Source organism: Acidimicrobiales bacterium, assembly GCA_036378675.1.
Lineage (GTDB): Bacteria > Actinomycetota > Acidimicrobiia > Acidimicrobiales > Palsa-688 > DASUWA01.
On sequence record DASUWA010000058.1, the window covers coordinates 14413 to 27721 of the forward strand.

At 62.5% G+C, this 13309-nt stretch carries 7 protein-coding genes; all 7 read left to right on the plus strand.

Going from position 1 to position 13309, the window contains the following annotated elements:
- Positions 1 to 351 precede the first annotated feature (351 nt).
- The 7 genes from lanKC (at position 352) to VFZ97_18530 (ending at position 13103) form a co-directional block, all read left to right on the plus strand.
- A complete protein-coding gene (gene lanKC, locus VFZ97_18500) occupies positions 352 to 3072 on the plus strand; it encodes a class III lanthionine synthetase LanKC (protein ID HEX6395432.1) in 2721 nt (906 codons plus the stop codon).
- Between the two features lie 21 nt (positions 3073 to 3093).
- A complete protein-coding gene (locus tag VFZ97_18505; GenBank protein ID HEX6395433.1) occupies positions 3094 to 3237 on the plus strand; it encodes a SapB/AmfS family lanthipeptide in 144 nt (47 codons plus the stop codon).
- 139 nt (positions 3238 to 3376) lie between these two features.
- A complete protein-coding gene (locus VFZ97_18510; GenBank protein HEX6395434.1) occupies positions 3377 to 5176 on the plus strand; it encodes an ABC transporter ATP-binding protein in 1800 nt (599 codons plus the stop codon).
- Positions 5173 to 7080, plus strand: a complete 1908-nt coding sequence (locus tag VFZ97_18515) for an ABC transporter ATP-binding protein (protein HEX6395435.1) — start codon at positions 5173 to 5175, stop codon at positions 7078 to 7080. Before VFZ97_18510 ends, VFZ97_18515 begins: the two co-directional genes overlap by 4 nt.
- 322 nt (positions 7081 to 7402) lie before the next feature.
- A complete protein-coding gene (locus VFZ97_18520; protein HEX6395436.1) occupies positions 7403 to 8500 on the plus strand; it encodes a lysylphosphatidylglycerol synthase transmembrane domain-containing protein in 1098 nt (365 codons plus the stop codon).
- A 64-nt stretch (positions 8501 to 8564) separates the two neighbouring features.
- On the plus strand, positions 8565 to 9335 hold the full coding sequence (locus tag VFZ97_18525) for a glycosyltransferase (GenBank protein ID HEX6395437.1): 771 nt from the start codon (positions 8565 to 8567) through the stop codon (positions 9333 to 9335).
- Positions 9336 to 9380: 45 nt separating this feature from the next.
- A complete protein-coding gene (locus tag VFZ97_18530; GenBank protein HEX6395438.1) occupies positions 9381 to 13103 on the plus strand; it encodes a glycosyltransferase in 3723 nt (1240 codons plus the stop codon).
- The last annotated feature ends 206 nt before the right edge of the window (positions 13104 to 13309 follow it).

Sequence of the window (13309 nt, forward strand, 5' to 3'; positions counted from 1 at the left end):
TCCTCTTTGATACATGCCTTTTTGGCACATGCCGGGCGGTTGGGAGCTCCCACACTTCCAGCCCAACGCTGCTGTCTCGGCCGGACACTCTGTGTGTTTATCCTCTCACTACCGGCGCACACTTGACCTTATTGAGCGTGGCAGCGGAGGGGCGTTTTGCAACATATCGGTATTGCAATGATGGTTTATCCGATTTATGCTCTTTGCCATCTACCGGCGTCAACCGCTCGGCGCGGGAAGTTAGGTCGTGATGGTGAGGGAGGTCCTACAACACTGAGCCGGTAGCTCCAAGTACTACAACATTGCACCAGTAGGCGGACAAGTCGCAGGGCACGGCGGCGACTCCAAGAGGTGTCGATCGTAGGTGACGATCCGCCTTCGGTGGAGCTGGGGAGAAGCAATGCACGTTGGCTCAGAGGGCTGCTCGCCGACTGTCGGTGGCCGTCCCGGTACCTGCGTAACGGCGGTGTGGGAGTAGTGGATCGCGGTTACGAGCACTACTGCCTCGTCGATCCGACGTTCTATGACTCTCCCTACCTGCGAAGACCAAACGATCCGGACCTCCGCGCTGCGCAGCGACCCGTTCCGTCAGGATGGCTGAGAGAAGAGCTGGGTGACTGGCTCGCCTATTCCCCGGACCCTGTTGAGCTGCCGTTGCAGGGCTGGAAGGTCCATGTCTCGGCGTGTCTCGACAATGCCGAGGACATAGGCGAGGCCGTATTCGACTACTGCGTCGCCAGGAAGTTGACGTTCAAGTTTGTCCGGAGCGTTCAGCTGCTCTTGTTGCGCAACGGCAAATACGCCGACCGAGCCTCGAGCGGAAAGTTCGCCGCGATATACGCGCGCGATGAATCCGAGCTGCAGAGCATCCTCGAAGGACTAGGCGAAAAGCTCGGTGGGCAACCGGGTCCTTACATACTGAGCGATCTCAGATGGGGGGACGGCCCGCTGTACGTCCGCTACGGCGGATTCGCCGAGCGATATTGCGTCGGAGAGTCGGGAGAGCAGGTACTCGCGATCGAGGATCCCACCGGTCGCCTGGTTCCGGATAAGCGCGGACCCCGATTCGAGCCTCCGTCTTGGCTCGATCTGCCGTATTTCCTGGGTCCTCATCTTGCCGCCCGCAACGCCGTCACCGTCGACGAAATGCCGTACCAGATAGAAGAAGCGCTTCATTTCTCCAACGGAGGCGGGCTTTATGCAGGCGTCGATCGGCGCACCAACCGCCCAGTGGTGCTGAAGGAAGCTCGCCCTCACGCTGGCATCGCGTTGGACCGATCCGACGCAGTGACCCGGCTGGCCAGAGAGCACGACACCCTCCAAAGGCTGGCCGGGAATGGAATCGTGCCGGAGGTCCTCGACGGTTTCTCTCTTGGGGACCATCGGTTCCTCGTGTTGGAGAAAGTTGATGGCGAGCCTTTGCACTCAGCGTTCGTATCTCGCTACCCGTTGATTGCCTGGGCGCCGACCGACGAAGAGATCGCGTCCTATACGGCTTGGGCGCTCGATATCTACGAAAGAGTCGAAACCGCTGTCGACCTCGTCCACGATCGAGGGATCGTCATCGGGGACCTCCATCCAAACAACGTTTTGGTGACGCCGGACGGTGGCGTGGTGCTGCTCGACTTTGAAGCTTCGAGTCCTGTTTCCGACTGGGATCGTCAGACGATGGCTGATCCAGGGTTCATGTCTCCGCCTGATCGATCCGGATTCGACGTCGATCGCTATGCCCTCGGATGTCTTGCCCTGTATTTGTTTCTTCCGTTGCCGACTCTCATGCGGTTGGCGCCGGCCAAAGTGGGCCAATTCAAAAGAGTGATTGCCGACGCGTTCCCCGTCCCGAAGAAGTTCCTGACGAAGGCGGTCGCGACGATCGCACCTGGCCGCCGACCCAGAGCTCCTTCTTGCTGGTCCGTTGACCCGAGCTGCGACGGCTGGTTGTCATCCCGAGCATCCGCCGCTCGGGCGATAATCGCCAGCGCCACCCCCGAACGCGACGATCGTCTGTTTCCGGGCGACGTGAAGCAGTTTGCCGAAGGTGGGCTCAACATCGCCCACGGGGCCTCCGGAGTGCTCTACGCGTTAGCCGTTACCGGGGCGGAGCGTCGTGAGGAACACGAGCAGTGGCTTTTGCGACATGCACTGTCCCCATCGACTGGCACGCGGTACGGTTTCTACGACGGTCTGATCGGCGTTGCCTTCGTCCTCGATCGTCTGGGGCGGCGCGAGGAAGCGTTGAAAGTTTTGGAGCTTTCCATGCTCGACCTGCGCGGGAAATGGGCCCAGTTGGGAATAGATCTCTATGGTGGACTCGCCGGCATCGGGTTGGCCCTGATGCACTTTTCGACGGCGATAGAGGACAGCTCCTTGTGGGGTGAGGTGCTGTCCATAGCCGACACCTTGTCAGGGCGGCTTGGGTCGGAGACGGCTGTTCCGGAGATCAGTGGCGGTGAGTCGGGTTTCGCAGGTCTCTTGAGGGGATCATCAGGCCCGGCGTTGTTTTACTTGAGGCTGTTCGAGCGAACAGGTGAGGCGGCCTTCCTAGACCTTGCTCGGACCGCGATCGGTCAAGACCTGCGTCGCTGCATCATCCGGGATGACGGTGCCATGAATGTCGACGAGGGTTGGCGCTCGATGCCTTACCTGGGGGAGGGCAGCGTTGGGATCGGCATGGTCCTTGACGACTATCTCATCCACCGCCAGGAGGAACAGTTTGTCGACGCCGCCGTCCGTATCCGGGGAGCCGCGGAGTCGCAGTTCTACATCGAGCCGGGCCTTTTCTACGGTCGGGCGGGAATGATCCTGTATTTGGCCCGCAAGCAAGCACCCGGCCAGGGCGGCGACGATCCCGTTGTGGCGGGGCAGATCCGACGGCTCGCGTGGCACGCGCTCTCCTACAAGGGCCATCTGGCGTTCCCAGGTGAGCAACTTCTCCGACTCTCGATGGATTTGGGGAGTGGCACAGCTGGAGTGCTGCTGTCCCTCGGCGCCGCGCTGCACGACAAAGCGGTGTCGCTCCCATTCCTCGAGAGTCGCTGCAACCCCGGCATTAGGCCACCAAGATCGGAATGAGCAAGGAAAGGAGGTGAACGGATGTCGGTTCTCGACCTTCAGAGCATGAAGCAGAAGGCGCCGGCCAGCGGAGCAGGAGCTCGGAACAGCGGTGCGAGCAAGGGCTGCTTCCTGGGCGGTTCCGCTGGAGAAGGGCCAAGCACGTTGAGCCTTCTTCTCTGCTAGTAGCGAATTGACCAGCTGGGACAGCCGCTACTTGGGGCCGCGGCTGTCCCAGCCACCACACAGAACCAGCCGGTGCCCCCCTGAGAGGGTCGGACAACCGGGGGTTCCACCAGACATCGTTCCACACGAAGCGGCGCTAATGGAGGCAGCAGAGCCGGGCATGCCCGCCATCGACTCAGCAAGGGCGAAGGATCCAACCGCCGAGGCGGACCATAAGGCCGCTAACCGGCTGCTCCTGCTTGCCACCCGCCAAAGCGGGCCCTGGCTTGCAGTGCTCGCTGTGAGCGCTTTGCTACTCGCCGCTGCCTACGTTGTGCTGCCCGCGGTGATCGGGCTCGCGACCGACGCATTGCTCGGCCGAGCCTCAAAGTCTTGGCTCACCTGGCTAGGCGTGCTGGCCGTCGTTATGGTCTGCCTGGACGCGGCCGAGGATCTGGCGACCGGCGAGACGACCGCCCATTCGACCGCCTGGTTGCGTCGAGCCGTGTTCCGACAGGTCCTTTCGGCGGGACCGAAGGCGGTCGAGCGGTTCGGCGCTGGGGACATTGGGAGCCGTCTAACCGGTAACTCGGCCGACGTCGGGCGAGTCGCTCCCGACGCTGTGCGAGCAGTAGCGAACGTGATCCCGTCGGCAGGAGCGTTAGTGGCGCTCGGAATAATCGACCCCTGGCTGTGCGTCACCTTCGTGATCGGACTTCCGATTCTTATGCTGTTAGTCCGGCTTTTCGCCCGTCGAGCAGCCGGGATCGCGCATGACTATCTGACGACGCAGGCCAAAATTGCCAACACCCTGGTGGAGGCCTTATCAGGGGCCCGGACGATAGCCGCGGCCGGGACCGCTGATCGTGAAGCGGAACGGGTTCTGCGCAATCTGCCCGAGCTCCGCGGACACGGCATGGCTCTGTGGCGGAGCCAGATCACTTTGATGACCCAGAACGCCGTCATCGTCTCCTTGCTGGAGGTCGCCGTCCTTGCAGTCGCCGGCGTGGAGGTCAGCAACGGCCGGATCACCCCCGGCGAACTGCTGGCCGCCAGCCAATACGTTGTGCTGGCAGCGACACTCGGACATACATCTTCCTCGTTATCTCGGATCACTCGAGACAGAGCAGCGGCTCGGCGAGTTTCCGAGCTTCTCGACACGGAGACCCGCAACTACGGCACGCAAAACCTTCCGAGCGGACTCGGTCGGCTCGAGTTTCGCGACGTCACAGTTCGATCTGGCGATCTGGTTCTCCTTGACCGCATCAACCTGGTCTTGCCGGGAGGCACGCTCGTTGCGGTTGTTGGTGCCTCGGGTTCGGGAAAATCACTCCTGGGTGCGGTCGCCGGAAGGATGGTCGATCCGGACGAGGGTGACGTATTGCTCGACGGCGTGTCGCTTTCCGAGCTCTCTCGTCACCTTCTGAGAAGCGTAGTTACCTACGGTTTCGAGAGGCCCTCTCTCATCGGTGACACAGTCAGCGCGGCGATCCGATTGGGTGTGTTCGAGCCGACGGAGCGAGAAGTTCAAGCGGCTGCCCAGGCTGCACGGGCGGACGGGTTTATTCGCCATTTTCCACGAGGATACGAAACCCCGCTTGTAGAGGCTCCCATGTCCGGGGGGGAGGCTCAGCGAGTGGGATTGGCGAGAGCATTCGCCCACGCCGGCCGTTTAATCATCCTGGACGATGTTGCAGCCAGCCTTGACACGGTCACCGAACACGAGGTCACTTCGACGCTTACTACGGAGCTGCGTGACCGAACCCGGATCGTCATAGCGCACAGGGCGTCCACCGCCGCACGAGCAGACTGCGTGGTCTGGATGTACAAGGGACGCATCCAAGAGGTCGCTCCGCATGATGAGCTCTGGCACGATCGAGCCTACCGAGCGCTCTTCAATAGCGAAGACGAAGACACGGACCTCGCCAGTGCATCGCCCCGGTCGGGATGGTTGCAATGAGCAGTTCCTCGTCGCGGCCACTAATTCGGAGCCTCCTCGCCGGCTCGATGAAGGCTCGGATGCCAATCGTGCGGTCGCTCATTGGCTGGTCAGCGATCCAGGCCATTCCGGCCCTGCTATCGGGTCGTCTGGTAGCTCAAGCAATCGACCATGGCTTTCTCGCCCACAGCACCCGCGTGGGCTTATTGTGGCTGGTTGCTCTCGCCGCATCGCTGCTGGTCGGAGCGTGGGGAAGGCGGCGCGCCTACCAGCGCCTCGCGTCTCTGACTGAACCGTTTCGCGATGAGTTAGTCACCACAGCGGTGCGCGGAGCGCTCCGGGACTGTGCATCCGGGTCCCGCTCGGACACCGGGTCCGTCGCCCGCCTGACCCGGCACATCGAGATCGCGCGGGAGGCCTATGCCAGTGTCTTCATGGTCGCGCAGGCGTTCGTAGTGTCGGCCGTGAGCGCACTGCTCGGATTGTTCAGCCTCATGCCTGCGGTGCTTGTCTTCGTTCTGCCACCGTTGCTCGGCGGACTTGTGGTCTTCGTTGTGGCTCTAAAGCGGACCGCGTCGCAGCGTCGTTTGTCCCTGCTCGTCGAGGAGCGGATCGCGGAGGCTACGGGTGAGTTCGTGGACGGTCTGCGGGACATTGTTGCGTCGGGCGCGGAGGACATCGCGTCGACACGTGCGGACGAGGAGATCCGCAGGCAGGCCATCGCTACGGTCCAGGTGGCGCGGTTCACCGCGGTCCAGACGGGCGCGATTGCGCTTGGCGGGTGGCTGCCGGTCGTCCTGATCCTCGCTGGTGGCTCGTGGCTAAGGAGCAACGGAGCGACCATCGGGGTCATCCTTGGCGCGTTGACGTACGTTCTCCGAGGTGTGCAGCCAGCGCTCGAGGCGCTGATTCGCGGCGTGGGAAGCAACGGCCTATGGCTGCTCGTCACCCTGGAGCGAATCGTGGAGGCTATCGGCACGGACGCTGGCGTATCTGCTAGCCGGGGCGGCGACGGCTCGCGCCGGTCTGCGGTCTCGGGGGAGCCGGATCAGGGGAACGGCAGTGCGAGAGTATCGAGCGCCGAAGTTCCAGGCGTGACGCTAAGCGACGTCTCCTTCGGGTACGGGCCCGAGCCAGTGATCCACGGTCTCAACCTCAACATTCCGCCAGGCGATCATCTAGCCGTCGTCGGCCCCAGCGGGGTGGGAAAATCGACCCTCGCAAACTTGATGGCCGGGCTCCTGGAGCCGCAAGCCGGCCGGATAACAATCGGCGGGAAACCTGTCAGCGAGCTCGACCACGTCGTCCTGACCAGCACTCGGTCGTTGATACCCCAGGAGGCGTATGTCTTCGTAGGGACCCTCTGGGATAATCTCGTCTATCTGCGCCCCGACGCGGGTGAATCGGAGGTGGAAGCCGCGGCGGCAGCCGTTGGGATGACACCTCTAGTTGAGAGGGTGGGCGGCTACCGGGCTGAGCTCGCCCCGCGGGCGCTGTCAGCTGGCGAACGTCAGCTTGTCACCCTCGCTCGTGCGTACCTCTCGCCGGCGCGTCTGTTCATCCTGGATGAAGCTACCTGCCACCTGGATCCGATCTCTGAAGCCCGAGTCGAGAACGCTTTTGCTCGTCGCGGGGGGACAGTCGTGGTGGTCGCTCATCGAATCAGCTCGGCCCGTCGAGCCAAGCGAATCCTGGTCATGGACGGAGTCCGGGCGGCTGTGGGCACGCACGAGTCGCTCGTGCTCGAGTCGAAACTCTACCGGGATCTCGTCGGTCACTGGACAGCCGGAGACTTGGCTGAGCCTGACCCTTCTGTTACGAACGGCCACCTCCCCGGCAGGACTAACGGAGCGGGAAGCCCGCTGGGAAACGGGAAGCATGCCGGTGATCTGCGCTCCAAGCCTTTACGAGCCAGACCGGGTTGACGTGACGTCTACGTAGCCCGGGCGGCCCGGAGGCGTAAGCACCCGGGCCGATGAGATGTATCAGGGGGCTGTGTAACCGCTCTCATTCCCGATGACTTGCCGGGTTACCCCGTGGCGCGGGGCGCGCCATCGAAGCAGTCCCATCAGGCCTTTCGATGTAGTCCCGGGTCATCTTGTGGATGCCGCGAAGCGGATCTTCAAGCTCTTCAAGCCCTCGACGATCGCCCAACTGGCCAGCGACGGTTCGACCGGAGCCGTGCCGCCGGTCGCAGGGGGCGCAGGCCCCCCATCGGACTAGGTCGTGTACCTTCCTGCCCCACCTGTGACACCGGGCTCGGACGTCGCGACCGGCGCCACAGTCGTCGACTTGACCCGTCTGGAGGTCGTTCCTGCTCGAGCATCGGGCCGGCGCAGGCTCGTCATCCGGATGACCGTCGGGCTTCTAATCGGTGCTGCTCTCGTGCTGGTCTTCCTGAGGTTCATCAACCTCGGTGCGGCCCTGCGCCGGGTTGAGCATCTCAACCCGTGGGTTGCGCTGCTCAGCGGGCTGGTGTTCCTCAGCGCGTACGCAGTACGCGCGCTCCGCTGGCGTCGGTTCCTCGCGCCGGATGAGGTACCAGTTCACAGAGTCGTGTCGATCTATCTCGTAGCGGTCTTCCTGAACTGGGCGTTGCCAATCCAGGGCGGCGAGCTAGCCAAGACCGCCATCCTCCGGCAAACAAACGGCATCCCTGTGAGCCGGTCGCTCGGGACGGTGAGCATGGACAAGGCGATGGATCTGCTACCGGGAGTAGCGCTCCTCATGGTGGTGCCTTTTGCTCATCTCCAGCTGAGCGGTGCTCTGTGGTTCATGTTGCTCATGGCCTCGGTTGGGTTCGTCGGCCTGATCTTCGTGCTCACCTTCGCCGCCTGGAGAAGGGATCGAGCGCTCGCCTGGATTTCCAGGGCCGTGGTCATCATGCTCCCCCGACGTCTGTCCGAGCGTGTCAATCCGTTCGTCGCCCAGTTCGTCGACACGATGTTGCGGCTGGTTCGCCAGCCGCGTCTCATGCTTATCGCCTCGATGTACACCGCGGTCGCCGCCTGCCTCGATGCGCTCTTTTGCTATCTGGCGTTCCGGGCAGTAGGTACCACCATCCCTATCGGGGTCGCCTTCTACGGGTACACCTTCTACAACCTCGCGTACATCCTCCCGACACCGCCCGGGCACGTAGGCACGAATGAGGTCGTCGGATTGTTGGTGTTCTCCGGTGTATTCGGTGTTCGCCGGTCGGCCGTCGGTGCCATGTTCCTGTTCTCGCACCCTTGGACGGGCCTTCTCATGACGACCAGTGGGCTGATCGCCCTGAAGATAGTCGGTTTGAGAATCCCCGCCGCGCTCGCGATCGGATCGGACAGCAAGGGCGAGGCGGAGAAATGAACCGCCCGTTATTACAACGACAGACAACTGACAGCACCGTAAGACTCAGCAAGGGGCACGTTAGATGGGCGATCTGAAACCAGAAGTTAGCGTCATAGTTCCCACCAAGGACGAGGCAGAGTGCGTCGAGCCTCTAGTGGAGCGTTTAGTCGCCGCACTAAGCGGTATCTCCGCGGAGATCATCTTCGCCGACGACAGCAGCGATCACACGCCCTCGATCATCGAGAAGGTATCTGACACTGCGGTGGTGCCCGTCATTTGCGTCCATCGACCTCCCGGAGAGCGAACGGGCGGTTTGGGCGGGGCCGTCGTTGCTGGGTTGCGGGTGGCTTCTGGAGAATTTGCCGTCGTGATGGACGGCGACCTCCAACACCCACCAGAGTGTGTTCCACTATTGGTCGAGGCTCTCAACGTTCAGGCGTTTGATTTAATTGTCGCCAGCCGGTACTCCGATGGAGGACAGGCCGGTGGGCTGAGCAATCAAACTCGAAGAACCGTTTCCCGCGCGGTTACGGACTTGGCGCGGGTGATGTTCCCGAGGCGGCTCCGAGCGGTGTCGGATCCGATGAGCGGCTTCTTCTCCTTTCGGATCGCTGCCGTCGACATCGAACGACTTCGGCCGATCGGCTACAAGATCCTGCTCGAGGTCATCTTGCGAACCAAGTATCTGCGGGTCGGAGAAATCGGGTTTGACTTTGCGCCACGGTTCGGCGGAACGAGCAAGGCGACTTTCCGTGAGGGTATGCGCTTCCTCGTACACATCTTCCGTCTACGCGTCGCAACCGTCATTAGGTTCCGGCGACCCGTCGGACCGCTTCAAGTAGCGCACGCCTGATATGGAAGCTTTGACGGGGTTGGGGGAGGCCAGGGAGGGAGGGCCGTGAGTATCGAGACTGAGCGTCCTCCGGCTGAGTCCGCCTCCGCGGACTATTGCCTCAGCCTCGAGGAGCACGGCCTCGAACTCGAAAACTCGCCTAACGGTCAGGAAACGGGGGTGAGGGACGTCCGCGGCTGGCTCGGACCGGAGCCCGCCGCACGCGTCTCCAGACTGCTGGTACTCAGCGTGTTCGCTGCGGTGCTGTGGCTCTTCTTGGAGAGGCCCAGGCCCTGGGAGCCGTTTCTCGCTCTAGGACTTGTCAGTGTTGTGGTCAGTCGAAATCGCCGCGTGCGCCACTGGGGTCCCTTTGCGTTCGTCCATCAAAGGATCGGACAGACGGTCACAGCGAGGAGCCAACGGCTCCGGCGCGGTGGAGGGCTCATTGCCAAGATGCTCGGTTGGTGGAGCGGAGCGCCCGACTCGCTGAGGGTGACCGTAGCAGCGCTCCTGGCGCTCAACACGGTGATCGCCGCCACCTTGCTGCACAGGAATGTTCTCGTGTTCTTGGCGATGGCTTGTCTGAACTTCCTCGCCCTGACCCTGGTGCCCGACGTCCGTCCGCACGCTGTCGAGCCTGAGGAGATTCGGGTCCCATCTAGTCCACCGGGACCTGTGAGGGATTTCGTGCCGAGTGAGGGTCGGTCAGAGTCGAAGCTCATTTCGCTTCCGTCGCTTCGGCCGTTCCCAACTCTGCACGCTCCAGGGTGGGACACGTGGGAGAGTTGGGACAGCCTCAAGCCTCCGGAGTTACCTCAGTCAGCAACGGTCGACCCCCGAGGCGAGAGCCTCGGAGACGAAAGATCGGTCGTCACTCTGGGGATGGATCTTGACGACTCAGCCGCTGCCCTGGATCGACGATTGGACTCCGCGGACACCGGGGACTCCGTGGATTCCCGGGACGCGGCGGGCGCCGAGGACGTCGGGGACGCCGAGCCCGATACCGAGGAGGTGCGGCGGCATCCAGGCGTCGTTCGGTTCCTCGAAAGGTTCAATTCCATGGCGTCGGTTGGGGTCCTCGTCGTGGCTGGGGGATGGATCGCGTACGCCCACCCCGGTCCGTTCCTCATCCCGTGCGTACTGGCTATCGGCCTGGGCTTCATGCTCGTGAACAAGGCCAATCGCGACGAGACCGTCCGGATGGTGCTCGCGCTCGGAGTGGTGGTCGGTGGGATCGACTATGTGAGTTGGCGGTTCGTCGTGACCAACTGGAGCGGCTGGTGGATCGCGATACCACTTCTGGGAGCAGAGACGCTGGGAGCAATCCACGTGCTTGGCTTTCAGGTCACTCTGTGGCCTTGGGAGGCACCCAAGACGCGACAACTGGACGACCCGACGCAATTCCCGATCTTCATCCTCGTCCCAACTCTCAATGAAGGCCCGGAGGTATTGCGGCCGACGGTTCAGGCGTGTCTCGTCGCACGCGAGCGTTATGTCGCTCAACATCCGAACGCACGCGTGAGAGTGATCGTCTGCAACGACGGTCGAGCCGCCGGTTACTCCGATTGGAAAGAAGTCGAGTCCATGGCTCGGAGCCTCGGGGCAGCGTGCGTGAGCAGACGCCACTCCGGGGGCGCTAAAGCCGGAAACATCGAACACGCTCGTCGATGCTTCAGGATCACCCGCAAGGCTCTCCTCGTCATATTTGACGCTGACCAGGTTCCTAGCTCCAACTTTCTTCTGAGGACAGTTCCGTCCTTCGCGGATCCGAAAGTGGGTTGGGTTCAGACGGGTCAGTACTACGCCAACCGGACGAATCCCGTGTCGCGTTGGGCGGACGACCAGCAATCGTTGTTCTACAACTTGCTTTGCCCAGGCAAGGCGGCGCACAACTCCGCCTTCATTTGCGGTACCAATGTTGTAATCCGAGCGGCCGCCCTCGACGAGATTGGCGGATTACCACAGAACTCGGTGACGGAGGACTTCGCGGCGTCGATAGCCTTGCACGCGCGGTGGCAGGGCATTTACTTGACCGAGGTGCTCGCCACGGGACTTGGACCTCTCGATCTTCCGTCATATCTCAAGCAGCAGCGACGCTGGGCTGTCGGAACGCTCGGTGTTCTGAGAACTAACTGGCGGGACATCTTCTTGCCTAAACGAGGTGGACTGCGAGGAATACAGCGAGTCCAGTACTTCCTTGCGTGTACGCACTATCTAAGCGGGATCAGAGACGTCGTGTACCTCGTCTGCCCGATGATATTCATAGCGACCGGCGTGCCCGCGGTCCGCAGTGCCAGTCTCGGTCAGTACCTCTCGCATTTCGTGCCATACGGGATTCTCAGCTATTCCGCTCTCTGGTACTCCGCGCGGGGCGTCACGGGCCTCAGGGGAATCGTGATGGGTTTCGGAAGCTTTCCTACACTCGTTGCGAGCTTCATCACGGTTGCCAGCGGGCGGAGGGCGTCATTTGCCGTAACCGCCAAGCGGCGACACGCCAAGCAGTCTCTCAGGTACCTGCGTACCTACATCCTGTGCGCCTTGGCGTGCCTTGGCACGATCGTCTGGGCCACCCAGGTGGGCGCCCGACAGCACGCGTCGATGTTTATCAGCCTGTGGTGGGTCGTCTATACCTTGCTGATGCTGAGTGCGTTCTTGTGGCTGGCCATAAGTGACCTTCGCACCCAACGAGCTCAGTCACAGGGTCCTCAGATCAGCGAAACGAGCTCGACAACTCCGTACCCGTCTCGGCTCGAACATCGGCCCGTTGGGCTTCGGCCCGTATGGAACCTCGGTGCGGCAGCACTCTTGGCTGTCCCTCTTCTGCTAGCGGGGCAACTGAAATCGGCCGGGCTGTTCGCTCCAGAGGCCTCCAAACAATTCGCAATCGGGGTTGGACATCCGGGCGCTCCGTACGCCGGGGTGTCAATCCCAGCGCAGTTGTTGAGCATCGAAAGGCAGTTGGTCGCCGAAGACTTGGGAGGCACGGCTGCCGTTGTAGGGAGAACCTTGGATTTATCGGATCACTTCCCGGGTCGATGGGCCGAAGAAGTTGCTGCAGACGGGGGGCAACCATGGATAACGCTGCAGTTCGGCGAGTTTGGGCGCGGCGGCGCCGTTCCGCTCTCTGCGAGCCTGCCTGCGATCATAAACGGCGTAGATGATGGCGCCGTAGGACGGTGGGCGACGGAGATTCGCGACTACGGAAAGCCCGTCTTCCTGACGATCCTTACCCATGTTGACCGTAACTGGTCGGTGTCGTCCGGGGTGGCGAACGGCGGGATCCCCGAGGACGTGCCAAAGGCCTGGCTGCACGTGAGATCGGTTTTTCGCAGCCACGGAGCTAGGAACGTCGCGTGGGTTTGGGCACCGGCCGATCCGCTCCACGATCAGGAGTTCGCTCCGCCGCTCGCTTCTGTCGATGCTGTGCTCCAGAACTTCATCAACTATCCGGGGACAGTGTGGGGCAATCCCAACGTCGTTCTGCATGATCTTCAGAGTCGCTACCCCACGAAGCCGTTCTTCCTTGACGTGAGCGTGAATGGGCCCTCGGTGGAGAAATCAGCGTGGCTAGCCGGTCTCGGACGCGCGATCAGGAGCACCCCGAACGTCTATGTAGTCTTGTACCACGAAGGTGGTCCGGAGTTGGCGCCGACGGCGCAGCAGGTGAAGGAATGGTCGGTTGGATCGGATCCCTCGTCGCTGATGACGTGGCGTAACGACCTGGTCGACCTCGGACATGGAGCAAACCGAGGTGAAGTTGCGCCCCAGTCGTCGGCCAGGGTGGGATAGCTCGTGGTTGCGTACCGGCCCCGGCATCGCGCGGTCTATGACCGAACGCGCACGCTCCGTTTCTTCTTGGCGGCTGCCGTGATCCTGGAGGTTTTGGCGGCTACGGCGCGGGCTGGAGGCCTCGCGGATCCTGGGGCTAGCCCGAGGCCGCGCCCCGGAGTCGTTTCCGTCGAGCCAGGTCACGTGCCAGCGGGGGCTTGGACGAC

Bases quoted from the DNA above. Each gene is read 5' to 3' on its own strand.
- VFZ97_18505 (HEX6395433.1), top strand. From the start codon at position 3,094: ATGTCGGTTCTCGACCTTCAGAGCATGAAGCAGAAGGCGCCGGCCAGC.
- VFZ97_18510 (HEX6395434.1), top strand. From the start codon at position 3,377: ATGGAGGCAGCAGAGCCGGGCATGCCCGCCATCGACTCAGCAAGGGCG.
- VFZ97_18515 (HEX6395435.1), top strand. From the start codon at position 5,173: ATGAGCAGTTCCTCGTCGCGGCCACTAATTCGGAGCCTCCTCGCCGGC.
- VFZ97_18525 (HEX6395437.1), top strand. From the start codon at position 8,565: ATGGGCGATCTGAAACCAGAAGTTAGCGTCATAGTTCCCACCAAGGAC.